At 60.6% G+C, this 25,545-nt stretch carries 16 protein-coding genes and 1 pseudogene; 16 read left to right on the forward strand and 1 reads right to left on the reverse strand.

Annotated features, from left to right (window positions below; genetic code table 11):
* Nucleotides 1-27: 27 nt before the first annotated feature.
* From C2R25_RS09465 to C2R25_RS20705, 10 genes are all read left to right on the forward strand, one after another.
* Nucleotides 28-771: a MobA/MobL family protein gene (locus C2R25_RS09465; protein WP_103728954.1), complete on the forward strand. Its 744-nt coding sequence runs from the start codon at nt 28-30 to the stop codon at nt 769-771.
* 145 nt (nt 772-916) lie between these two features.
* On the forward strand, nt 917-3,736 hold the full coding sequence (locus C2R25_RS09470) for an SNF2-related protein (protein ID WP_233203881.1): 2,820 nt from the start codon (nt 917-919) through the stop codon (nt 3,734-3,736).
* 4 nt (nt 3,737-3,740) lie between these two features.
* Nucleotides 3,741-4,808 (forward strand): hypothetical protein, encoded by a 1,068-nt coding sequence (locus tag C2R25_RS09475; RefSeq protein WP_017182131.1) that lies wholly within the window; start codon nt 3,741-3,743, stop codon nt 4,806-4,808.
* Nucleotides 4,805-6,532, forward strand: coding sequence for a site-specific DNA-methyltransferase (locus tag C2R25_RS09480; RefSeq protein WP_017182132.1), 1,728 nt, complete (start codon nt 4,805-4,807; stop codon nt 6,530-6,532). Before C2R25_RS09475 ends, C2R25_RS09480 begins: the two co-directional genes overlap by 4 nt.
* A complete protein-coding gene (locus tag C2R25_RS09485; protein WP_103728956.1) occupies nt 6,525-9,218 on the forward strand; it encodes a DEAD/DEAH box helicase family protein in 2,694 nt (897 codons plus the stop codon). Before C2R25_RS09480 ends, C2R25_RS09485 begins: the two co-directional genes overlap by 8 nt.
* A gap of 24 nt (nt 9,219-9,242) precedes the next feature.
* The gene (locus tag C2R25_RS09490) at nt 9,243-10,265 is read left to right on the forward strand and encodes a YafY family protein (RefSeq protein WP_017182134.1); all 1,023 of its coding nucleotides are present in this window, start codon (nt 9,243-9,245) and stop codon (nt 10,263-10,265) included.
* A gap of 159 nt (nt 10,266-10,424) precedes the next feature.
* Complete coding sequence (locus tag C2R25_RS09495) at nt 10,425-11,855, forward strand: DUF2779 domain-containing protein (protein WP_103728957.1); 1,431 nt, start codon at nt 10,425-10,427, stop codon at nt 11,853-11,855.
* A gap of 26 nt (nt 11,856-11,881) precedes the next feature.
* Nucleotides 11,882-12,301, forward strand: coding sequence for a hypothetical protein (locus tag C2R25_RS09500; RefSeq protein ID WP_017182136.1), 420 nt, complete (start codon nt 11,882-11,884; stop codon nt 12,299-12,301).
* Nucleotides 12,294-13,220, forward strand: a complete 927-nt coding sequence (locus C2R25_RS09505; RefSeq protein WP_158250638.1) for a TerB family tellurite resistance protein — start codon at nt 12,294-12,296, stop codon at nt 13,218-13,220. Before C2R25_RS09500 ends, C2R25_RS09505 begins: the two co-directional genes overlap by 8 nt.
* The gene (locus tag C2R25_RS20705; protein ID WP_017182138.1) at nt 13,217-15,964 is read left to right on the forward strand and encodes an McrB family protein; all 2,748 of its coding nucleotides are present in this window, start codon (nt 13,217-13,219) and stop codon (nt 15,962-15,964) included. The genes C2R25_RS09505 and C2R25_RS20705 overlap by 4 nt, the downstream gene beginning before the upstream one ends.
* Here the strand turns inward: C2R25_RS20705 and C2R25_RS20950 are convergent.
* Complete coding sequence (locus tag C2R25_RS20950; RefSeq protein ID WP_233203885.1) at nt 15,940-16,290, reverse strand: hypothetical protein; 351 nt, start codon at nt 16,288-16,290, stop codon at nt 15,940-15,942. The two genes, C2R25_RS20705 and C2R25_RS20950, sit on opposite strands and share 25 nt — an antisense overlap.
* Here C2R25_RS20950 and C2R25_RS09515 point away from each other — a divergent pair.
* The 6 genes and pseudogenes from C2R25_RS09515 to C2R25_RS09535 all read left to right on the forward strand — a co-directional run bounded on the left by C2R25_RS09515 (nt 16,174) and on the right by C2R25_RS09535 (nt 24,648).
* Nucleotides 16,174-17,259 (forward strand): McrC family protein, encoded by a 1,086-nt coding sequence (locus tag C2R25_RS09515; RefSeq protein ID WP_233203883.1) that lies wholly within the window; start codon nt 16,174-16,176, stop codon nt 17,257-17,259. The two genes, C2R25_RS20950 and C2R25_RS09515, sit on opposite strands and share 117 nt — an antisense overlap.
* A 132-nt stretch (nt 17,260-17,391) precedes the next feature.
* Entirely contained in the window at nt 17,392-18,618 is a 1,227-nt protein-coding gene (locus C2R25_RS09520; protein WP_017182140.1) for an exonuclease subunit SbcD, read from the forward strand.
* A 5-nt stretch (nt 18,619-18,623) separates the two neighbouring features.
* A pseudogene (locus C2R25_RS21300) lies at nt 18,624-19,262 on the forward strand (AAA family ATPase); the annotation flags it as partial.
* A gap of 2,715 nt (nt 19,263-21,977) precedes the next feature.
* The gene (locus C2R25_RS21305) at nt 21,978-22,325 is read left to right on the forward strand and encodes an SbcC/MukB-like Walker B domain-containing protein (RefSeq protein WP_369825701.1); all 348 of its coding nucleotides are present in this window, start codon (nt 21,978-21,980) and stop codon (nt 22,323-22,325) included.
* A gap of 365 nt (nt 22,326-22,690) precedes the next feature.
* Entirely contained in the window at nt 22,691-23,314 is a 624-nt protein-coding gene (locus C2R25_RS09530) for a hypothetical protein (RefSeq protein WP_017182142.1), read from the forward strand.
* A 38-nt stretch (nt 23,315-23,352) separates the two neighbouring features.
* Nucleotides 23,353-24,648 carry a PD-(D/E)XK nuclease family protein gene (locus C2R25_RS09535; protein WP_233203882.1) on the forward strand — a complete coding sequence of 432 codons (1,296 nt, stop codon included), beginning with the start codon at nt 23,353-23,355 and terminating at the stop codon, nt 24,646-24,648.
* The last annotated feature ends 897 nt before the right edge of the window (nt 24,649-25,545 follow it).

The following is a 25,545-nucleotide window of genomic DNA, read 5'->3' on the forward strand; positions in this document are numbered from 1 at the left end:
GCGTCGCCGTTTGAAAGGGAAATATCCATGTTCATCACCAGGGCTGAAGTCGATGCCGCCAGGCGGAGCCTGTTCGTGCGGCCGCGTGCCGTCTCACGGATCGACTGGCCGGATTTCAAGGTTAGGCCAATATCCGAAGAATGGCGTTTCGGCGGGCGGCTGCCGGCCTATAAAAGCGCTGTTGCCAATGCCGCCTATATCTGGCGCGACAGCGCGGTGCAGGACCGCTTCGGTCCTATGCCGAACCGGTTCGCCGAGCGCCGCTATGAACTGAGGGGCTCCGGCCTGGCGTTGCCCGCGAGCGCACCTGTATGGGCGGGAGCGGAGCCCTATCGGGTCTGGGCCGAAGCCGACACGGCGGCGGTGGCGACCTGCAATCCGACGGCGGTCTCGGCCTGGCATGTCATGATGGAGATACCGCAGCCGATACCTGCAACGGCCTGGGTCCAGCTGGTGGAAGGCTTTCTCGACACCCATTTGGTGAACAGGGGCGCCGTGGTAGCCTGGGCAATCCACGCGGTGGAGGGAGAGGCTGGTTGGATCGTCTCGCCGCATGCACACATGATCGTGACCGCACGCTACTGGCGTCATGACAGGCGGCAAGGTCGGCGGCATCCCAACTGGATCGCCAGTTGGGCGCAGCAGAAGCGGCTGGAAATGGCATGGCGGCGGCACTGCTCGGCCATGCAAGGTCTGGTGCACTGGGGTTTCGTCAATACAATCGTTGCGGGAACATCGTCCCTGCAGCTTCCCACAAGCAAGCCTATATAGTACGACCGATTTTGTCGCATATGGAGGTCAGGTTCGATTCGAGAGGCGGCGCTGCAATTAATGATTCGGCATTGAAATTCATTGATCATGAAGAATGCTTGTGCTGATTGAATGAAATAAGGGGGGCAGTTTAGTGTATCTTCCAGTGCAAGCGCGCTATCACGCGCATCGGCTTACCATCGCAGGAAATGGTGAGGATGCTTTTACCCAATCACTAACTTCAGCACGGGTCGAAATGAACCCCCACCAAGTCGATGCTGCCCTATTCGCATTGAAATCTCCGTTCGCAAAAGGCGTTCTTCTTGCTGACGAGGTTGGGCTAGGCAAGACGATCGAAGCTGGTTTGGTAATGTCGCAGCGGTGGGCTGAGCGTCGCCGCAGAATATTGCTGGTCGTGCCCGCTTCGTTGCGGAAACAGTGGCAGCAGGAACTGTTTGAAAAATTCTCTATTAGGTCAGTGATCCTTGACGCCAAGACGTATCGCGAAACGCGGGCTGCCGGAAGCCCTCGCCCCTTTGAAGCGGCAGACGCGGTGGTTATCGTCAGCTACGAATTTGCTGCGCGCAAGGATGATGACATTCGCCTGGTCATGTGGGACCTGGTCGTATTCGACGAGGCCCATCGCCTGCGCAATGTCCACAAAAAGGGCGCGAAGCGTGCGAAGGTGCTCAAGGACGCGGTCAACGGGCGTTTCAAGATTCTGCTCACCGCGACTCCGCTGCAGAATTCCTTGACCGAGCTTTATGGCATAGTATCGATGATCGACGAGATGCATTTCGGCGGCGAAAATGCATTCAAAGCTCAGTATATGGGGTCAAATGCTACGCCGGCGTCGCAGCAGATTCTGCGCGATCGACTTGCGACAATCTGTCACCGGACACTGCGACGTCAGGTGCAGGAAGCCGGCCATATCAATTTTCGCCAGCGCCATGCGGTTACGTTTCAGTTTGAACCGTATGATGTCGAAACTAGGCTCTACGAGCAGCTGTCGGCATATCTTCAAGATCCTAATACCATTGCCTACGGCAGCCAGACGAATGCGTTGGTGATTCTTCAAGCGCGAAAAAGTCTAGGCTCTTCTACCGCCGCCGTCGCTGGGTATCTCGACACTCTGCTCGAGCGTCTCCGCCGCAAGGAGCGCGCAGCTGCGGAGATGACCGATGACTTCGAAGACGGTTTCGCGGATGAACAGGAAGCACTCGATGATGATGGCGGTGACGGCGAGGCCCCCATAGATCCGGTGCAACTCGCCGCCGAAATCGAACTCGTTGAGGGGATGCGCGATCTAGCCCGCAGCATCGGTGTTAACGGCAAGGGCGAAAAACTGATCGCTAACCTGCCGATCGTGCTCGATGAGATTGAATCGAAGGGCGGCAAGCGCAAGGCGGTGATTTTCACCGAATCTGTTCGCACCCAGCGTTACCTCAATCAGCTGCTTTCCGATAACGGCTATGCCGACGAGATCGTGCTGATGAACGGGTCCAACAATGATCCGGAAAGTCGCGCGCTCTACGACGCCTGGAAGGTACGGCATGCCGGCACCGATCGCATTTCGGGGTCGAAGACCGCCGATATGAAGGCGGCCATTGTCGAAGCGTTCAAGAGTGACGACAAGGCCATCCTCATCGCGACCGAGAGCGGCGCGGAGGGTATAAACCTTCAATTCTGTTCGCTGTTGATAAACTACGACCTGCCGTGGAATCCGCAGCGCGTTGAGCAGCGTATCGGGCGATGCCATCGTTACGGCCAGCTGGTTGACGTCACCGTCGTCAACATGCTGAATCTCAAGAACCGGGCCGAAGCACGTATTCACCAATTGCTTGAACAGAAGTTGCACCTTTTCGAGGGGGTGTTCGGCGCGTCGGACGAGGTGCTGGGTATCTTGACGGATGGCATCGACTTCGAGCGCGAAGTGCTGCGCATCGTTCAGAGTTGCCGAAGCGCCGAGGAGGCTGATCGCGAATTCGATCTGCTGACCGCAAAGATTCAGGACAGCATCGATGCGGATATGGAGGCAGCGCGTGCCAAAGTGCTCGAAACGATGGATGCCGATGTCATTGCCAAGCTGCACCGCCGGGAACAGGCGCTGGTGGAAATCCTGCCTGAGTTCAAGCAGCGGCTTCTCATGGTAGCCGAAGCGGAATTGCCGGACGCACGGTTTCCGACGCCGGGTGCGAAATGGTTCGAATATGATGGACGACGCTGGACGACCGACTGGCCGATGGCGGACGAGCGCGACTGGCAATTCTTCCGCGTCGGCGACGGGCTTGGGCACGAACTGGTCGAACGGGCCAAGTCGCGGGACGTCGATGGGCTGGAGGAAGTGCTATTCGATCCCGCTGCCTATCCCTATCCCGGCCAGCTTGGCGGCGTCGTTGACCTTGCGGGGCAATCGGGTTGGCTGCGGGCCTTCAAGGCGATCATGCCAGTGCCGGAGGCCGAGCGCGAGGAAGTGCTCGTCGCGATCCAGACCGACTCTGGGCAAGCAATCCCGGCGGCCGTTGGTGACAAGCTGATGATGGCACCTGCACGCAGCCTTGGTGTGACAGCTGTAGCCGCACCGTACGAAAGCCTCGATGCATTGCGCGATCAGGAATTCGCGGCTTTTTCTGACCGCGTGGCCAAGGAGAACATGGCGTGGCTGGAAGAACGCGAAAACCAGCTTGGCCAATATGCCCGCGATCGAGAAATTGAGATTGAGGCGCAGGTCGCAGAGCTGGATGCCGAGATCAAGGAGCTGGAACGTGCCAAGCGCGCGCCGGGGTTGAGCATGGAAGACAAGCTCGCTCGCATGCGGGAAATCCGGAAGAAGGAGACCGCCCGCGATGATCTCAAGATGTCGCAGTTCGAAACCAAGCGAAAGGTGAATGCCGACATAAACCGCGTACTCGACGATCTAGCGGCGACGCTGGACCAGCAGCCGCAGATCGAGGAGCTGTTCACGCTTCGTTGGACGGTGGCGTGACGCGATGCTGTACGGGTTCGGATCGGCACCGGTGTGCGTCGAGCTCGATCTGGACAGCTATGATGGACCGTGGACGCATGTGGAACGCTTTCGGGGGCGTTCAGGGTGGCTGGTCGTGGCGGAGGCGGAAGTGATGAGCGATGGCACTGGATGCATGACCTCGATCGTCGCTGCCTGCGACGACCATCTGGAAGCCGTGCCGACATTCATGGCGCCCAACCTACTGGCCTGTGCGTGCTCGCTTCCCGTCGAATGCGATGAGTATCCGCCGGACGAACTTGATGACCTGCTCGCAGAAGCCGCGCGGGAGCTGAAATTGCGCTGGTTGAGAGATAACAATGCCGCGCTTGCGAAACTGACGGACGCCGCTCTTACCAAAATCGGCGAACTCGAAGGCCGGGCCCGGCGGGATATTGATGGCCTTGATTATCGGATTGCCGATCTGCGCCGTCGGCGACGTATGTCCGGCGTTACCGACGCAGCACGCGACATATTGGAGGAAACAATTCTCGCCATGGAGCATCAGCGCGATGCAATAACCGAGCGCCTCGCCCGGCGGCGTGCACAACTGCGCCTGACCGTAGACCGGGAAGAGCGGGTGCTCATCGCAAGGGCGCGGGTTAACGTCGCGGTTGAGCCGCTCTACTTCGTCCGATGGTCGGCTGGAGCGCGCCCCAATGAGGATTGGGAATTGGCGCGCGAGCAGTCGCGGCGCTTCTCGTCCTACATGCCCGGAAGTCTATTCGACCCTAACCGCACGCCGTCCCATCGAAATGTCGAAGCGGCGCTCAGTACGACTGCCGCTCGAAGGCCCAGTGTACCCGTCCCGCCGCCGGTGGTCCCGGTTAAAATTAGGAAGGCGGATCACCCCGACGTCTGCAACGACCTCAAAATGGAGCGCGAGCAGCTGTCGGCAGAACTATCTGCACATGAGAGGCGCGGTGCCCAACGCGAGGATGGCAGCCGCAAATTCATCCGCTATGGCGAACGTCGACGCGCGTTGATCGCCGAAATCGCAAATTTGGATCGTCGCATCGCAGCGGCGCAACCTAATGTTAAAGTTGAATTATGACACGAAAAACGAAGCTCGAACTCACCTGGCCCGGCAAGGAAGAACGCCTGAAGCTGGAACCCCGCATCCTGCTTGAACATCCGGAATGCGGCCACCATGCCGCGACGAAGCGCGATGGTGATCTGTTCGACAACATGCTGATAAAGGGCGACAACCTGCTCGCTCTTAAGGCGTTGGAGCAGGATTACGCGGGTAAAATTAAATGCGTATATGTGGATCCGCCGTTTAATACTGGGGCGGCTTTTGATCATTATGACGATGGTCTGGAGCATTCGATTTGGCTTTCCCTCATGCGTCAAAGATTAGAAATAATACGAAATCTATTGACTGCAGACGGCGCTATTTTTGTTCATCTGGATGACAACGAGGCGGATTACTGCAAAGTATTGATGGACGAAATTTTCGGAAGGAAAAACTTCATCAGTCGACTTACTGTTGAAGCTCGGGCGCCATCAGCCTTTAGCACAGTGAACCCAGGCGTCTTCAAGGCGTCAGAATACATTCTCTGGTATGCTCGAGATCGAGGCGAATTCAGCGAGAACAGTGGACGCGTGAAGCGTGACCCAGATTACGCTTATGGGAAATGGCTCTCAAATCCCGAGGCATTGCCCAGCGAATGGCGCTTAGAAAGCCTAGCCGATGTTTACGATCTGCAGCCGCCAGGACGAAGCAGACATCCGCGGACTATGCTTGAAAGGTTCAATTCCTTTATTATTGAAAATGCTTCGCGAATATGCAGGCTTGCGAGCATAAGCGACACCGGCGCAGGTCAAGCAATTGTCGATTTGAAAAGAAAATCTCTCAAAAATCCGGGCATTGTCCACCACATGCAACGGGAGGGTGATTTAGATGATGTGTTTGTCTTGGATGGGCAACAGCTGATATTCTACGGGAAGAATGTCGTCGAGATTGATGGCGAGCGAACAGCTTCTCGACTTCTTACTAACATCTGGACCGATATCGCTTGGGAAGGAATTGCGAACGAGGGTGGTGTGCGGTTTCCAAAAGGTAAGAAGCCGGAGCGCCTATTAAGACGCTGCATCGAGCTAACGTCTAATCCTGGTGACCTCATCCTAGATTCCTTCGCCGGGTCCGGCACAACAGGCGCGGTTGCGCACAAGATGGGTCGGCGCTGGATCATGGTCGAGATCGGCGATCAAGCCGATACCCATATCGTGCCGCGCTTGAATAAGGTGATCGACGGCGAAGACCTTGGCGGCATTACTAAGGCGGTCGACTGGAAGGGTGGCGGCGGCTTTCGCTATTTCACGCTTGCCCCCTCGTTACTCGAACGCGACGCCTATAACAATTGGGTCATCGCGCCGGAATATAACGGGCCGATGCTGGCGCAGGCGATGTGCAAACATCTGGGCTTCACCTATGATCCCGCGCACGACGAGGCCGAATGGTGGCGGCATGGCCGTTCGAGCGAGTCCGACTTCCTCTATGTCACTACCCAAGCGCTGACGCAGGATGCGCTGCGGCTGCTGTCGCAGGAAGTAGGTCCGGAGCGGTCGCTGCTAATCTGCGCGCGCGCTTTTTCGGGCAATATTGACGCGTTCGAAAATTTGACCTGCCGTAAGATCCCGTCGAGCATCCTCACCAAATGCGAATGGGGCCGCGACGATTATTCGCTGAACGTCGCCGCCCTGCCGGTACGCGAAGACGATGATGGTGACGCCGATGCAGGCACCCTTTTCGCGGGAGACCACAAAAATGGCTGAGCTGACCCGCGATGACCGCATCCGCCGCCAGGTTTCGCAGCGCCTGTCGTTGCGCAAGCCGCAGGAAGAGGCGCTAGCGATCCTTGGCGAAATTGCCGGGATGATGGCATGGGACAGCGAGGTCGATCCGATCGCCTTGCTTGAACAGGTGAAGGCTTACTACCCCTCGGTCGCGAGTTTTGAGCGGGCGTTCCCGTCCCTCGCCTTCGCGCTGGCAACCGGCGTAGGCAAGACGCGGCTAATGGGTGCCGCCATTGCGTGGCTCTATCTGACCGGGCGGTCGAAGAACTTCTTCGTTCTAGCTCCTAACACAACCATCTATGACAAGCTGGTCAATGATTTCTCGCGCCAGTCGTCGGCCAAATATGTATTCCGTGGCATTGCCGAATTCGCGCAGACGCCGCCGATCATCGTTACCGGCGACACCTGGGAAGAAGGGCGCGGCATCCGCGGGTCTGATCTGTTCGGTGGCGAAGCGATCATCAACATCTTCAACGTTGACAAGATCAACAAGGAAAAGGGTCGCATCCGCTCTTTCCGCGAGACGCTGGGCGAAAGTTATTTTGATTACCTTTCGCGCCTGCCGGATCTTGTCATGCTGATGGATGAGGCGCATCGCTATCGCGCCAAAGCTGCGGCAAATGCAGTGTTCGAACTGAACCCTCGGCTGGGCTTGGAATTGACCGCCACGCCAAAGACGGTGGGTGCGACGCCCAAGGATTTCAAGAACGTCGTCTATTCCTACGGCTTGGGTCAGGCGATGGCTGACGGCTTCGTGAAAGAGCCGGCAGTTGCTACTCGCGCCGATTTCCGCGCTGACAGCGTTGCGCCGGAAGAGCTGGAGCGCATCATGCTCGCCGATGGCATCACCTATCATGAGCATGTGAAGGTGGAATTGGATCTTTATGCCCGCCAGAGCGGTCGGCCGCAGGTCCATCCGTTTATGCTGGTGGTCGCGCGCGACACGGCCCATGCCAGCGCGGTGCGGGCATATCTGGAGAGCGATGACTTCCATGCAGGCGCGTATCGCGGTCGCGTGATCGAGGTGCACTCGAACCAGACAGGCGAGGAATCCAATGAGGCGATGGAGCGGCTGGTCGGACTTGAGCATGACCAGCAGACCGATATCGTGGTGCACGTCAATAAGCTGAAGGAAGGCTGGGACGTCACTAATCTTTATACCATCGTTCCGCTGCGCGCCTCGGCTTCGGAAATCCTGACCGAACAGACGCTGGGACGCGGCCTGCGCCTCCCCTATGGCGTGCGAACGGGTGTGGAAGCGGTGGATACGCTGACGGTAATTGCACATGATCGCTTCGACGAAGTGATCAAGCGGGCGCGCGAGCCTGATTCCATCGTCCGGTTGAAGGAAATCACGATCGGTGAAGGCGGTGACGTTACGCCGGAGGAACGCGAAGCGGTGGCCATTCCACCCATCTATGAGGCGTTGCTTACCGGGCGGCAACCCGATCTCGATCCGACCAAGGTGGCTGAAGAACGGCAAGATTACGTTCCACCTTCGCTAGAAAAGGTCGCCTATGTCGATACAACTCTTTCGCTCATACGCGAGAAATACGAACGCACGCTGACCGGCGGCTTAAGCGATCTGCGCAAGCCGGAGGTGCAGGCTGAGATCGTGCGGGACGTTCGCGCCGCAACGGCGGCGGCGCAGGGCAGTTTCGATTCCGTGCTGGGGACTGATGAGGTTGAGGAACTTGTGGCGCTGGTGACCGCGTCGGTGGCTGACAATACAATCGAAATCCCGGAAATCGTGGTATTGCCCAGCCGGGAGGTCAACTTCTGGTTCGATGACTTCGATCTGACCGGACTCGACACCATCCGCTTCCAGCCGAGCAGCGACACCATCCTGATCCGGAATCTGCGTGACGATAGCCAGCGCGAACTGGCCCGTGCCGATGCAGGCCCGCGTGAGCGACGGGCGGAGGATTATATCATCCGCTACCTGATCGATTATCCCGAGGTCGATTATGACAGCCATGCTGACAAGCTCTATAAGTGGGCGGGTCAGGTGATCGGGCGGTTGCGCGCCTATCTGAGCACCGAGGTCGATGTCGAGGTGGTCGCGCTTGAACAGGGTAAGGCATTGGCGCGTTTCGTTTTCGAGCAGATGCGCACGCATTACCGTGAAACACCCGTGGAATATCGGGCGCAGCGCACGCGCTCGTTCAAAGCGCTGAAACCGCAACAGATGGGCGTCAGCCTGTCAAAACGCTTGCCGCTGAATGAAGCGGCAAGCCCGCTATCGGCGACGCCGGGCATCATGTTTTATGGTTCCAAGAAAAGCCCTTACCAGTTCCACAAGTTCGATTCCGATCCGGAACGATGCTTCGCCGCCATGATCGATAGTGACAACATGTCGGCGGTTCTTCGCTGGCTCAGGCCGGCTGCTGGCCAATTTGACATCGAATATGATCGTGGGCGTCGATACGAGCCTGACTTCGTGGTTGAATGCCAGGAACACAAGCTGATCGTTGAGGTGAAGGCAGAGCGTGACCTTAACGATCCGACCGTGCAGGAAAAAGCGCGGGCAGCGCGAGCCTGGGTGAAGAACGCCAATCTCTTTGTCGAAGAGGGGGATGGGAAGGCCTGGGCCTACGTATTGCTTTCCGAGCGTGACGTTACTGAAAGCCTGACATTCGCGGGGCTCCTCGCGAAGGCGAATTAGAGCGCGGATGATGGGGGCAGAGCGATGACTGATCGCATGGCAAAACTGGACCGGCTTCTCGCACTGGTCCACGCCCTCTCCGAAACGACCGAGGGCCTGACGCTAGACGATATGGCGGCTCGTCTGGATGTGAACAGGCGCACGGCCGAGCGCATGCGCGATGTCATTGCCAGACATTTCGACCTTGAGGAAATTACCGACGATCGCCGAAAGCGCTTCCTGATCCGCGATAGTCTTCGCCGGGTCTACACCCGACCTACGCCCGCAGAAGTTGCCGCATTGCAAGCCGAGGTAGATGGGCAGAAGGCCGCCGGTCGTGTTGCTCGAGCCGGGCAGCTAGCCAGCCTTCTTACCAAAATAAAAGGCGCCTTGGACGATCGCGAGAAGCGGCGGATCGATCCAGATTTGGATGCGCTCGCGCGACTGCAGCGAACCTTAGTCACCGCTGGCCCGGTCGCATCGGTTAATCCGGAGACCATTACTCTTGTACAAAGCGCGATCCTTGCGGGGTGCTGCATAGAATTTCACTACGCGACCGAAGATCGGCCGGAACCACGCTGGCGGCGTGTGATCCCTTATGGCCTTGTCCATGGATCATTGACCTATCTACTCGGCAAATTGCCGGGAAGGGATGACGATCCTGTCTATTTTCGACTGGATCGTATGACCGAGCCTAAGCTGAGCGATGCGCTTGGCTGTGCGCCGGACGACTGGGACATTGATAGTTGGTTGGCGGAGAGCTTCGCTGTTTGGCGGGATGAGAAACAGGATGTGGTGCTGCGGGTGAAGGCGTCGGCCGCGACGCGTGCGCGTAGCTGGCGCTTCCATCGCCATCAGCAGATCGAGGTTCTCGCAGATGGCCAACTGCGCATCCGCTTCACGTCGGGCGGCATGCGGGAGCTAGCGGAACATTTGTTCGGATGGGGCGGTGAATTGGTGATCGAAGCGCCGGAGCAGTTAGTAGCGACGATGCGCGAACGTCTGCATTTGGCTCGAACAATGCTGCCAGATGAAGTCGCGACAGCGACACGACCAAATTTGTCGTAAATGAGTGCAAAAAATCACCGTGATGATTCGCTGCACCTTATTCCTGCCCGACCCGCCAATCGCGCGCTTCCACCCTGAAACGTCGGGAGGTCCAAAATGACACTGCCAACCTCATCGTCGCAGTCGCGGCGGTTCGGCCTATCAAAATCGAAAATTACCATGTTTGAGCAATGCCCCAAGCGCTTATGGCTTTCGGTGCATCGCCCAGAACTGGCAGAACAAGACGAAGGCGCGGAAACGCGCTTCGCCACGGGTCACGAAGTCGGCGCCATTGCATGCGCGCTGCTGCCGAACGGCGTTATGGTCGAGGCCGACCCGGATCTGGCGGCGGCACTCGTGACCACGCAGGCTCTGCTCGACGGCGGCCATGATCGGCCAATATTCGAGGCGACGTTGCAGCATGATGGCGTTCTTGTACGGATCGACGTGCTGGAACCTAACGGATCCGGTTGCTGGCACATGGCTGAGGTGAAGAGTTCGACCAAGGCCAAGGATTATCACGTCGGCGATATCGCCACACAGCTGTGGGTCGCGCGCAACGCCGGTGTATCGATAAGCAGCGCGGCGATCCGTCATATCGACAGCAGCTTCGTCCTGGAACGCGAGGGCGAACTTGATGGCCTGTTCGCCGATACAGACCTGATGACCGTTGCTGAGCCGATTATCACCGGCAGGGGCGCAACCATCGCCGCCGCGCGGGCGACGCTGGCAGGCGGCGAGCCCGCGACGCAGCCGGGCGAGCATTGCGACACCCCATTCCCTTGCGAGTTTGCAGGCTACTGCCACGCGGCGCTTCCAACTGGTCCGGAATGGCCGGTGACGGTGCTGCCGCATGGAGGCGGCAAACGCTGGATAGAGCGTGGCATTTACGACCTGCTGGCCATCGATCCTGGCGCTCTGACCAACGCCATGCACGCTCGTGTCCACCGTGCCACTGTGTCGGGGGAGGTCTATCACGATGTCGATGGCGCCCGTGCGGCGATGGCTGACTGGGCGTTCCCGCGCACTTGGCTCGACTTCGAGACGATCGGCTTCGCCGTGCCGCGCTGGATCGGGACGCGGCCGTATCAACAGGTGCCGTTCCAGTTCTCAGCCCATGTCGAGGAGGCGGGCGGCACGATCATCCATCGCGAATTCCTGAGCCTCGACGGCAGCGATCCGCGCCGCCCGTGCGCCGAAGCGCTGATCGAAATGGTGCCGCCGACGGGCGCGGTAATCGCGTACAACGCCAGCTTCGAGAAAGGTCGCATCGTCGAATTGGCGGCTGCTTTCCCGGACTTGGCTGTCGCGCTCCACGGCATCGTGGCGCGGATCGTCGATCTGCTGCCGATCACCCGCGCCAACTGGTATCACCGCGATCAGCGCGGCAGTTGGTCGATCAAGGCCGTGCTGCCCACCATTGCGGCCGAAATGGATTATGCCGGCCTTGAGGTGAAAGACGGCGGCAGTGCGCAGGAAGCCTATGTCGAGGCGATCGCGGCCGGCACCACTTCCGCTCGCCGTATTGCACTGGATGCGGCCCTTCGCGCCTATTGTGGACGCGATACTGAGGCAATGATCGTTCTCGCGCGCCGGTTGCTGGACCGATAGACCACCTTCTGGGGAAAGGGGAATTCATGGAAAACGAGTTGAACATGCTCACGCTCGAGCCGGCACCATCGAAGCGAGTGCTGCGTGATCAGATCGAACGATTGTCGATTTCGGCGGATGCCAAGGCACTCCTCAATGATCTCCTTGATGTCGTCATCGAGGTCGGTGGCCGCGTCATCGCGGCGGGCCGTCAGATACTGGCGTTCATCTTCGACCTCGTGCGGCGTTTTCCAAATACGACGTTCGGTGTGATCGTGGCATTGGTCGTGTCGTCCCTGATCACCTCGATCCCCCTGCTTGGGCTGATCCTTGGGCCATTGCTATCGCCGCTGCTGCTCGCCTTCGGGTTGGTCGCTGGCGCAATCGCCGATCTCAAGGATGCCCCGCTTCGTGCGCGTGTCGTGGATCTCGAGCGGCACTTCGCGTCGGCAACACGTAATGGTTGAAACGGGCGCGGACGACGTCTCTCTCAAGGCGGGCTTTTCGCATGTCGAGCGGGTGGTAGCGGATCCTGTCCGCTTCAAGCTGCGGCTCGGCATCGGCGAGCATGCATACATCTCGCTGCGGCTGAAAAAAAATCTGCTGAAGCTGTGGGATGTCGGAAGCTGGGGCGGCACAGGCGCCGCCGTCGCCTCGTCGCGCATCGTGGCGACGACGTTCTTCGCGCCCAAGGGCCTGATGGCCTTGCTGGGATTTGGGACGGCGGTGACGCCCATCGGCTGGGTCATCGCAGCGGCATTGGGCTCCGCCGGCGCCTATTATGGCGTCACGCATCTGTTCGGTCGCTTCGAAGGATCGCGCGTCGAAACGATTCCGAAGTTCATCAACACGCCGATCGACGTCCTTGGCGCGACGCTGCTGGATCTGATGGGGTCGCTCGCCATTCGGATCGCGAACATTGACGGCCAGATCGATGCCAGCGAAATCGAGGCGATCATCGATCACTTCGTGTCGGATTGGGGGCTTGAGCGCGCTTATGTGGAGCAGGCGTTGACCGTGCTTCGCGCCAATCTCGCCAAGGTGTCGATCAAAGATCTGGCGCGCCAGCTCGCCAAGTTCCAGCACGACAATCCGGATTGCAACGCACCCGCCATGGCGGCGAGCCTGGTCGAGTTCCTTCGCGAAATCGCACTGGCCGACGGCGTTCTTGACGAGCGCGAGGATTTGGCGATCGACGCCGTGGCGGGTGCGATGGCGCAGGCGTTTCCCGGGGTGTTCGAGCAGATGCAAGGTGGAGCGGCGCGGGCTTGGTCGTCCGCGACGGCAACGCTCGGCGGGCTGGCTCGAAAGGTTGGCATGATCGACCTGAAATGCATCAACCCGCTCGCCAAGAGCGCGAAGGTGCAAGAGGGGAGCGAAGGGTGAGGGAAGCCGAGTTCAAAGCGTGGCTGGGAGCCGAGGGATACTCGAAGACGACGATCAGCACGTTGATGACGGACGTGCGCCGGATAGAAAAAGCCTATGGCGATCTCGACAATCTGCCGGACGGATTGACGCTGGCAAAGCTGCGCACGGCGCTGCAATATTCGAAGGCCGATGAAAGAGCGAAACGAGAGAATCCGTCGCGGTTCGAGGTCGATGGCAATCTCTATGACAGCCTCGCTCATTTCCGCGCGACGCTGAATTTCTATCAGCGATTCGTTGATTCCGCAGCACTCCACCAGAATGGTGCCGCGCTTGGCCTGACTGCGCAGGACATCCTCGCCGCCATCGAACGGTGCGACGCCGCCGGTTCGGTCGAGGCGTTCATCGCCAGCCACGAGGGGCTGGGCAACCCGGCGAAATTCTGGCTGCTCCATCGCGGAAAGCGCTACCCCAGCAAGGTGATCGTTCGTGATGCGCTGGGCCATATCGGGAGCGAAGCGCTTCCCGGTGGCGGCCAGTGCAAGACCGCGCTCGACGCTCTCGGGTTTGTCGTCATCGACTGGTCGGCGTTCAAAGTGCTCCGCGACACCTTCCTGTCGCGGATGACGGGATTCATGGATTTCCGCCGGCAGGACGGCGACTATTGGACGACCGAGCGTCGCTACAAGGACAAGGTGATCGAGAAGGTCCGGTCGGTCGCCGCTTCATCCGCCGATGATGGCGTGGCCGGCGAGCAGATCTACCGGGCGCTCAGCGTCGAGGGCCAGGGAGCCCCGCTCAGCTGGCGGACGCTGGACGAGGTTCAGAAAGCCGATGTCGATCTGCGGGATCGATTCTACGAGACGGTCGGCCGCATGGCGCGGAGCGAGGACGATCCGCTCGCCACGATCGCCGATGGTGCCAAGGCGCTGGAGCAGTTGAAAGCCGATGGCATTGCCGGGCTTCGCCGCGGCGAGGTTCTGGCGATCACGATCAGCGTCGTCGGCACCGTTCATCCCGAGGCCGCGAGCTGGTTCAAGATCAGCCGGATCGAAGCGATGGGCCAGCGGCTCTTCGGCCGCAAGCTGTTCGCCCATGCCGAATTCACGCCCACGGACCTCGACGAGTTCCTACAGATCATGCGCGCCCTGTTCGCACTGTTCGGCACTGAAATCGGCTGGAATCCGGCCGATCTGTTTGACGTCCAAGGCTTCGTGTGGGTCGCGCTCGAGGACAAATGGGAAGGCGAAGAAGAGGCTCCGCTGATGGAAGTGCAAGCGACCGACGTCCCGGCCGAAATCCTGCAGGAAGGCCCATACTGGTTCGTCGGCGCTTCCTTCGGTCGCACGAGCGACCAGTTCGATCGCTTCATCGCCGAGGGCATTTGGGAAATCGACAGCCCCAGCGACCGGCATCGCGAGCAGGTGCTGCGCATGCAGTCCGGCGAGCGTATCGCGATCAAGGCGACCTATGTCCGCAAGAACGGCCTGCCGTTCGACAATCGCGGTCGCCCCGCTTCTGTGATGTCGATCAAGGCTATCGGCACGATTACGTCGAACGATGGCGATGGCGAACGCATATCGGTGGATTGGGAGCCGACGTCGGCGCCGCGGGAATGGTATCACTACACCTACCAGCCGACGATCTGGGAAGTGTATCCGACCAACGAGATGGCCGAGCGCCTCATTCGCTTCGCCTTCCACGGCGAGGCCCAGGATTATGACTGGTTCTTGCAGAAGTGGGGCCGCCTCACCGCCGATGAGGATACGCCGGTGGATCCGGTCAAGCGCTCGCCGCTCAACCTTATCCTCTATGGTCCGCCGGGCACCGGCAAGACCTACCGCACGATGGCCGAGGCGGTGCGGCTGTGCCGGGGGCTCGCCGAGGACGATCCGCTCCTGAACGATGCGGAGCGGCGGCAGGAACTGCGCCAGGCGTATGAAGAATTGAAGGGTCAAGGACAGATCGGCTTCGTCACCTTCCACCAGAATTATGCCTATGAGGATTTCGTCGAAGGCCTGCGCCCGCAACCGCTCGCCGACGGTGTCGGCTTCACATTGAAGGCGCAGCCGGGCATCCTGCGGCAGATGGCAGAGGCGGCCGAGCTCAGCGCGGAGGAGCATGTCCTCGTCATCGACGAGATCAACCGCGCGAACATCTCCAAGGTGTTCGGCGAGCTCATCACCTTGATCGAGGCGGACAAGCGGCTCGGCATGGACGAAGGCATGCGGCTTACTCTGCCTTACAGCAATGCGCGGTTCGGCGTTCCCGCCAACCTGCACATCATCGGCACCATGAATACCGCCGACCGCTCGATCGCGCTGCTCGACACCGCACTCCGTCGCCGGTTCGAGTTTCGCGAGTTGATGCCGGATGCGTCATTGCTGGCCACCATCGACGGCATCGACCTCGCTGCGCTACTAGCTATTATCAACGAGCGGATCGAATATCTCTTCGATCGCGAGCATCAGATCGGCCACGCCTATTTCATCCGCTGCGTGACGCGCAGCGACGTGGACGAGGTCATGCGGCACAAGGTGATCCCGCTGCTCGCCGAATATTTCTACGAGGATTGGGCGAAGGTCGCCGCCGTGCTGGGCGACGGCGATGATGGCGAAGGGGATCGGGAAGGCAGCTTCCTCGATCGTCGCCGATTGAAGGCGCCCAGGGGCCTGGGCGGCGATGAGGATGCCGCTCTGCGCTATCGCTGGAGTGTGCGCTCGCAAAAGCAAGGCTTTTCCTATGATGGCTTCGTCTCGGCATGATCCACCGCACTATCCTCGAATGGGAGAGCATCTGCTACGGTGATGCGACGGACGAAATCCAGCCGCACGCCGCCGATCGGATCGCGGCGGTTGCTGCGGCCTCGCCACTGGCTGGTCGCGGTGGCGGCGGCATCCTTGAACACGGCCGCAAGGCCCTTCGTGCCCGCGGCGTAGTCGGCGTCATCGCCGCCAACGGCTGCGCGCTCGAGATCCTCCCGAAGATTGATATTCCGGGAGAGGACGGCGAACGAGCCAACGGTAGCATCCGCCACCGTCTCGTCCACATGCTCGCCGTCGCACTCGACCTGAAGATCGACGCCGGGCATGTCACCGCGCTCGACTGGCAGCGCGAGACGCTGCTGGAAATCCTCATCCGCCTCTTCTCGGAGAAGCTGGTCGATGCCGTTCGGCAGGGGATGCCGCGCCGCTATGTTGAGCATGCCGACGATTTGCCTGCATTGCGGGGGCGGCTGGACGTCACGCGCCAATTCACGACGCTGGCGGTGGAACCGTCGCGCCTGGCGTGCCGCTATGATGCGCTGACACCGGATATCGCGCTCAACCGCATCATGAAAGCCGCGGTCATGCGGCTCTCCCGCATAGCGCGCACCACCGATAATCAGCGCCGCCTGCGCGAACTGGCCTTCGCCTATGCCGATATCGCCGAAGTGCCGTTGTCAGCGCTACATTGGGACAATGTCGTGCTCGATCGCACCAATGGGCGCTGGCGCGAATTGCTAAACTTGGCGCGCCTGCTGCTGGGCGAACGCTTCCAGACCACGTCCGCTGGAGGCAGCGACGGCTTCTCGCTGCTGTTCGAGATGAACACGCTGTTCGAGGAATATGTCGCCCGCATGCTCAAGCGGGCGCTGGCCGATACCGATGTTCGCGTAGTCAGCCAGGGCGGTCGGCTCTATTGCCTCGAAACCGAAGACCAGCGGCAGGTCTTCCAGACCCGGCCGGATATCCTGATCAAGCGCGGCGATGTCGTGTTGCAGGTGATCGATACCAAGTGGAAGCGGATCGCGGGGCGGATTGACGATCCCAAGCGGGGCGTGTCACAGGCCGATGTCTATCAGATGATGGCGTATGGACGCCTCTATCAATGCGGCAAGCTAACCTTGCTCTATCCGCACCACCGCGAAGCTGGATGTGATGAGGGTCTGATCGGTAATTATGCCGTCAATTCCAGCCAGGATCAGCTTGAGCTCTTCTCGGTCGATGTCGCTCGTGGTGATGATATCCATACCCGGCTTTCTCGCATCGTTTCGTTGGGTTTGCCTATATGTGAATAGCCCAACGTTCGCGCCGACCGCGCTTTTTTGAGGCTGTCTTCCTCTGCAAGACGGAACCAAGAAACGAACTGCTGGTCGTTTGAATACAATTCACGACCAGATTTGTCGCATTCCCCCGGTACAGCACACCTCATGACAACACGCCCCATCCGAATCATCCATAGCTCCGACTGGCATATCGGCCACGAACTCCACGGCCATGACCGCGCGGAGGAGCATGACGCCTTCTTCGCTTGGCTGATCGGGGAGCTTGACCGGCGCGAAGCTGACGCTTTGGTTGTCACCGGTGACGTATTTGACGTTGCCAATCCATCGGTGCCAGCGATGGAGCGCTTCTATCGCTTTTTGCGCGAAGCAACGTCGGCCTGCGCGGGCCTCCAGATCGTTGTGATCGGGGGCAATCATGACTCAGCAGCGCGGATTAACCTGCCAGGTGCCTTGCTTGGGCGTGGCCGTGTACACCTCGTCGGCTGTCTTCCGCGGATTGAGCGCGTACTCGATTTTAACCGATTGCTGGTGCCGCTGCTTGGAAGTGACGGCACCACCGCGGCGTGGGTAGCGGCGGTGCCTTATTGTCGACCGGGCGATTTGGGACAGGGCGACCTTACCTCGCTATACGGCGAGGTGCTGGCGGCCGCTGAAGTACGCTGCGCTGGTCTGCCGCTGGTACTGACTGGTCATCTTCACGTCGCGGGTGGCGACGTCTCTTCCGATTCCGAGCGGCGGATCGTGATCGGCGGCGAGGAGGCGCAAGCCGCGAACCTTTTCGATGCCCGTGCCGCCTATGTCGCGCTCGGTCATCTCCACCGCCCGCAAAACGTCAAGGGTTCGACAATGATCCGCTATGCCGGCTCGCCTTTCCCGATGTCGGCGAGTGAGCGCGGCTATAAGCATTCGATCGCAGTGGTCGATCTTGCGCCCGAAGGCGTGCACGTCGAGGAAGTGCCGATCCCGAGACTGGCGCCTTTTCTGACGCTGCCCGAGAGCGGCGCAGCGTCGATCGACAAGGTCGAGGCGCTGCTCGCTGGTTTCGACTTCGGTGTGCCTCTTACCCCCGGCGCGCAGCCGTTCGTCGAAGTGTCGGTGCTGCTGGACCGTCCTGAGCATGGAATTGCCGCCCGCGTGGCTGCCGCCCTCGCCGACAAGCCGGTGCGCCTCACCCGCGTTCAGCCCGTCTACCCCGATGGCGGAGGTGGGGGAGGAGTTATTGGGGCGCGGACAGAGGCTCTCGCTGAGCTCGATCACGAGCAGGTATTCACCGAACTCCACCGCCTGCGGCATGGCGGGGAACCCGAGCCCGATCTCGCCAAGGCGTTCGAACAGCTGCTGATTGAAGTTCAGTCTGAGGACGTAGCATGAGAATATTGGCGATACGAGGCCGTAACCTCGCCAGCTTGGAAGGCGATTTCGCAGTCGATTTTACCGCTGAGCCACTGGAGTCGGCAGGCATTTTTGCGATCACCGGCCCGACGGGCGCCGGCAAGTCCACTCTGCTTGATGCGATGTGCCTAGCGCTGTTTAACCGGCTTCCACGGCTGGCATATGCTACCGGCGGTCAAGTCGGTGCTGAAGGCGGCGAAGCAATCTCCGCGAGCGATCAGCGCGCCGTATTGCGACACCGTGCCGGAGAGGGCTATGCCGAAGTTGATTTCATCGGGCGCGATCAGGTCCGCTACCGAGCACGCTGGACGGTACGGCGGGCTCGCGGTAAAGCAGATGGCGCGCTCCAGAACATCGGTCAGGAGTTCAGCAATCTCGATACGGGTGACCGGATCGGTGGTACCCGCACCGAGACACTGGAGGCAATCCGCGATCGTGTCGGGCTCACGGCAGAACAGTTTACGCGCGCAGTGATGCTCGCGCAGGGCGAGTTCGATGCTTTCGTCCGCGCCGATGCCAATGATCGCGCCGCCTTGCTTGAGAAGCTCACCGGCACCGGCATTTATGCCCAGCTCGGCGTCGCGGCGAAGCGTAAGGCCGACGGGCTCCGCGTCGGGCTTGCCCAGATCGAGCAGCGCATCGCCGATCAGCGCGGGCTTGATGATGTCGCGCGCGCCGATGCCGAGGGGAAACTCGCCGAGGCGCGAGCGATGCTTGCGTTAGCGGGAGAGGAGCTCGCCCGCTTCGAGCGCGAGCGCCAGTGGCACACTACCGCGGCAGGGCTTGCGGAACGTGTCGCGGCGACGCAAACCGCGCTCGCGACGGCGCGGGCCGCGCAGGCCGAAGCCGGCCCGCGGCGTGAAGCGCTGCTGCGTCGGCGTACGGCAACAGCTTTCGTCGCCGAATGGAAGGCGGCTGAAGACGCCAAGACTAAGGCCGCCCGCGGTGCCGAGCACGTAACGAAACTTGAAGCGGAACTACGTCACGCGCAAGCTGAAGCGGAACGCCTTGCCACCGCTGAGCAGGAGGCAAGCAATGCTCTTCGCCGCGCAGAAGCTGCACTCGAATCCGCACGTCCTGTGCTGGAGCAAGCACGTGCACTTGATGGTGAGATCGATAGCATCGCGGCGGAGCTAGCGCCGCTCGAGGTGGCCAAGGACGCGCTAACTGCGGACCTCGACCGAGCCGAGAGTGATTGGGAGGCAGCCGAACAGCAGCGTCGGGACGGTGAAGCGGAGCTTGCCGCACTCGGAGAATGGATCGCGGCGAACGAGGCGCGCCGCGCGCTTGCGCTCCGCGACGAGGCGCTGACATCCGACTTGGCCGAGCAGGCGGCACTGACCGAGCAGGCTTTGCGTGTCTCGATGGACGCGAAGGTCGTCGCTACAGAGGTCGTCGACTGCAGCAAGGCTCGCGCCGAAGCCGAGCAAACCGCTGCCGCAGCGGCGGGGGCCCATGCCGCAGCCCAGGCACAGCTCGAGCAGGCTCAAACGACCATGCCGCTCCCACAGGCACTTGAGGCGGCGACGCGCCGCCGAGATGCGTTAGCGGCGGTCGAGCCTAAGCTGGACGCGGTTGAGAATCACGGCGCGCGCGTGGCGCAGCTTGAACGCGAAGCAGCTCAGATCACCTTGGATCGCGAACGGGAAACGGAGGCGCTGGGGCGCGACCGTTCGGAAGCGGGTAAGATCGAGGCGGATCTGCCGCAGATCCGCGCCCGTCTCGATGAAGCGCGGCGCAGCAGCGCGCTCTCCGAAGCGGCCGCCGATGAGGCTGCCGTGCGGTTGCGCGCGACGCTCCTGCCTGGCGAGCCGTGCCCGGTCTGCGGGTCGCACGAACATGAGGTCGATGCCGTTACCGCCTTGATCGAAGGGCGTGTCGCTGACGATCTCGCGCGGGTTGGGGCGCTTGACGAGGACGTGCGGAAGCAGGAGCGGCGCATGGCGGTTCTCGCCGATCGGGAAGCCGCGACCGGGCAGCGGATCGCTGGGCTTGAGGCGCAGGCGCAGCGAAGCGCCAAGGCGCTGACTGAGGCGCACGCCGGGCGAACAACAGCGCGGGCTGCGCTAGAAGTCGCCACGGCCGCGGCCAATCTCGGCCTTGGTGCTGACCTTGCTGAATTCCGTGCGACGCTGGCGCAGCGCCTGACGGAAGCCGATGCGTATCGCACGTCGCTTGAGGGTGCTCGGCAGGCGTTCGAGGATGCCCGTGCCGAAGCCGAGCGGCATCGCGCCGCTCGCGATCACGATGACGCAGTGCGCCTCGCCGCACTTGAGGCCGAGCGCGATGCCATGTCCCGCGAGGCCGATCTCGCGCGCCGGCTTGCCGACTTGTCGGATCGCCGCGACCGGCTCGGAGCTGCGCTCGATGCTGAGCTTTCCCTGCATTTCGATTGGGCGGGGGCGCGTGATCCGCAGGAGAACCTCGCAAGGTTGGTGCGGGAGTGGCGGACGTATGAGGCGGAGCACAAAGCGGCCGCTGCGGCAATGCCGGAGTTCATTCAAGCTGTCCACGCCGCCGATCTCGCGCGAACCCAGATCCGTGCGGCGCGCGACCAGGCGGAAGCGAGCGTCGCCAAGTTCGGCGAGCGGCACCAATGCCTGACTGATCAAAGGGCGCCCCTGCTCGGCGGTGAGGCAACCGCTGTGGTTTCTAGACGGCTGGACGAAGCACTCCGGATCGCAGCGACCACGAGCGAAGCGGCGCGCACTACCGCGAGCAGCGCACACGCGGCGTACGCCGCAGCGGAGGCCTCGCTCCAGTCTCGGCGCGAAACACAGAGCGCCGACGAGATAGAGGCGGGCCGCCGATTGTCCGAACTTTCGGCGAAACTCGACGGGATGGGCCTCACTTCGGAAGCCGTCGCGGCTGAGGCGCACTGCGAGGAGGGCTCGCTTGCCGCCGAGCAGAAGGCTCTTGAACTTCTCGACGAAGCCGTCACCCGCGCCGAAGCCGAGCACGCTGCCCGAGCGCAGGATCACGCTTCGCATATTGCGACCGATGTGCCAGATCTGCTCCCGGATGCGCTTGCCGTGGCGTTGGCGAACGCCGAAGCCGAGCAGGCGCAGGCCCGTGAGATCGAGGGCGAAGCGGCGCTGGTGATCCGCCAAGACGACGCCGCTCGCGCCGCCACTGCCGTGTTGCGCGCCGAACATGCGGATCGACAAGCCGAAGCGCAGGTCTGGCTTCGGCTCGACGCGCTAATCGGCGACTCCACTGGCAATAAGTTTCGTCGCTTCGCACAAGGACTCACGCTTGATCGCCTGCTCGGCCACGCGAACGTCCGCCTCGCAGAATTGAAACCGCGCTACGAACTCCAGCGGGGCGCCGGTGGCGATATGCTCGTCCAGGTGATAGATCATGACTTGGCCGGTGAAGTGCGCGGCCTTCACAATCTATCAGGTGGAGAGCGCTTCCTGGTTAGCCTTGCCCTCGCCCTTGGCCTTTCCGAGATGTCCACCGGCCAAGGCCTCCGGATTGAGAGCCTGTTCATTGACGAAGGGTTCGGCGCGCTCGACAGCGCGAGTTTGGGGGCTGCGATCGCGATGCTGGAGCAGTTGCACGCCACTGGAAGGCGGGTTGGCGTCATCAGCCATATAGAGGAAGTGAAGGAGCGCATCCCGGTGAAGATCGCCGTCACCCCCGTTGCGCGGGGGCGCAGCGTTGTTGAAGTGTTGGCCGAATAGCGTGGTCTATTCCAGACGCCGTCGTTGTCGCTGACGGCGGACTGCAGCGGACCGCCTGCAATTCAGCTGCGAATGTTCTCGCCTAACTTAAACCCGAAATTTTTAGGGGAGGCTTCAACCAAATGCCGGTTAGGCAGGACGCATGGGCACGAAAGTCTCAGATGAACGGATGCGCCAGAGGGGGCGGGCGCCTTCGCGAACTGTCCGGGCATCTGTTCACTTCGGGCGACAACTTCGCGATCGAGAGGCTGGCGGCGCGATGAGAGATGAGGCGAGGAAGACACCGCAGTGCTGAGTGTGTGACCGATTTTGTCGTGTTGTTGCCTGATACTCCATTTTAACGATCCATTGCCTAAGCGGGTAACATGACCGAACTTGATGTCGAAATCGCTGCGCTGTTCTACCCGGTGCTCGTTGAGGTTGCCCGGGAAAAGGAACTGGTTTCATTCGGTGATTTGATCCGTCGCACACAAGAGCGCCATCCTGACAATCTTGCCGTGCAACGGCAGGTGCCGGTCGGTGTCGGACGGCGCCTCGAGACGGTGCGCGCTTTCACCGATGCCAAGGGGTATCCGGACCTGACGTGTCTCGTCGTAAATCCCGGTAAGTCTGTGCCACCCGATACCTATTACACCAATCCGGAAGCCGAGCAGATGCGGGTTGCCGCGTTCGACTGGAGTGAGGTTGAAAGCGAGTTTTCGCTTCAGATTGCGACTTGGCGCCAATCGACGCAGAAACGTACGAAGATCAAGCGGGACAAAGCCGTCGCGATGATGGCTGCCTATTATCTAGAACATAAGTCGTTTTTGCCGTCGGCCATTCAGGATTTCCGAGAACATATCATTGCTGAATTGATGGCTGGCGAGAGCGCTGAGGCCGCTTTCGCCGCCATCGTGAAGGATCTCCGCTTTGAACAGCATGAGACGGTAGTATCGCCAATGCAGGGAACGGTGAGGCACGCCACACTCGCCGCCATGCAACCCGTTTAACGAGTTTCATGTCTATACGAGACAGAGGGAAGAAGCGCGTGGTGCCCACCGATATCGAGTCATTCTACGATCACAATCAGCCGATCATTGATTTTCTGCTCGACAACTTCACCAAAAAATGGAGGCCTGATGCCAGCGCATCAGCACTGCCCGATGACGCGTTGATCGCCTTGGCCGGTGACCCTGCATTCCAGGCGATCTCGGCGGCTGCCTCGCGACCCAACATGTTCGTCGCCACGGGCAACATGACCCACGAATCGCAGCACAGCAATTTCCTGGCTTGGCTGTTGTCCCCACGCGAAAATCACGGATTTGGCACGGATGTCTTGCGTGCGTTGTTCCCGATCTTTGCGCGTTCCCGCGCCGAGGACATCGTCGTGCTGCGCGAACACGTTGCTGATCTGTTTGAGGACGAGGTGACTGGCGACCAAGACAGCGGGCCACGTGGTTCCCGCCCGGACGTTCTCGTATACGATCCGGTTGCACGGGCGATCACCGTCATTGAAGTCAAGTTCAATGCCAAAGAGGGTTATCGTCAACTCGCGCGCTATTTTACCTGGGCTACGCGACATTTTTCATCATACCACAAAGATGCACAGGCTTGGCAACAGCAGCTCGTGTTCTTGACCCGACGAATTCCCGATGGCGTGGACGAAGACGGTGCCGGGAGCGAGTTCGCCATGACCAATCTAGATTACGAGATGCTCTCGAAGAAGCTGCTGCAATTTGCAAGCCGAGGGGCAAAGGGGAGCGGTGCGGTCCAAGACTATATCGATTTCCTAGCGCTGCATGATCGACCGCTTGAAAGCATCCATACCGAAGGCGCGCAATTGCTCGTCTTGCAACACGAGTCTGCATTGCGCGCGTTGCATCGTCGTCGGCACGCCCTGCGTCGTGAGGCCTTTCTGGCCCTGTCCCCCGATTTCGCGGCGCTTGGATGGGAAGTCGATACCGCAGCGCTCGCCAAAAATACTACTAAAGTCTCGTTGCGGTATCTTCCTCGCGATCGGGACACAGCGTGCTGGCACAGCGAGTGCAGCGAACTGAAGTGGGAGATGGGCGTGTTCGTGAACGACAAGGTCACCCCGGCTTTCACGGGCAAGTTGCGGGTGCGTTCAGCGACGCGACGGGCGGAATGGCTCGCTCGACTGGGGAGGGTGGCTATCAACACGGCTCATGATGAGCGTGTGCTTACTGTCAAGTTAGCGCTGCCGATCCAACAGCGGCCGTTTCCTCTCACTACGCATACGCTTCCGCAGCTGGTCGATCATCTACGCGTCCGTCTGCGCACTCGGGTGGCCGAGCATGTCGAAAATATTCGGATCACGCAATAACCGGTAAGCTCGCTAACTCATGATTGAATGGTCGCTAAAACGGAACCGGGTTCTACGCCGATGGAACTCGGCCCGCGCAACCAACGGGCAACGGCAAGACTGCCGCCTAGGTCCTAGTTTTGTCGCTACCGTTTGATGGAAATTTCCCAATGATTTGAGTGCCCATCTTTGTCCTTTGTGGGGCACCACCTTCCCTGAAGTCGTTGGAAAAAAGCCGCTTCAGGGATCGTCGCTCCCGAACTGTTGCACACAACTGTCGCACAGCAGGGTCCGCGAGGCGGGACTAAGTTGCTAGCATCTTGCAAAAAATTCAAAGATCGCCGTGTGGCACAGTGGTGTCGCACAGGCGGCTTTTGAGACCAGGGCGGCGCGGCGCTGTGTAACAGTACTGTTTGCGAGTGCCCCACGCTCTGATCGCGGCGTCGGCAAGGCGCATTCCATTCGCTCGCTGAAGACGACGGTGCGCGAGGAGGTTCCGGGCGCTGTGCGGAAGGTGGAGGTCGGATCCGAGCGCGCGTGCGTTCGCGACGTTTGGAATCCTGCCCCTATAACCACACAGACGAGCCAACAGGGGACGGTGCCGCTTACGATTACCTCAAAGGCCGATGAGCGAAGAAGCTCCTTCGGGGACCGGAGGAGAGGCCTGCCGTGATCGGCTCTCGGCTCTCGGCTCTTCAGAATCTGCCGCCAAACGCGAAGACACGTTTTCCAGCACTCACTCACCGAGTGGCGGCAGAGCACACCGCTGCCGATGGCATCACCTCAATGCCTGAGAACACCGGGAATAAAAGGGGCCACGGACCGGACCGGAGCACCGGGATAAAAAAGGGCCAGTCCTGTTAGACCTTCGCTTTTGTGCGGAGGTGGAAGGATGAAGAGAGTGGAGCTTTATCAGAA

Source organism: Novosphingobium sp. HII-3 (genome assembly GCF_002916655.1).
In the GTDB taxonomy this organism is placed as follows: domain Bacteria; phylum Pseudomonadota; class Alphaproteobacteria; order Sphingomonadales; family Sphingomonadaceae; genus Novosphingobium; species Novosphingobium panipatense.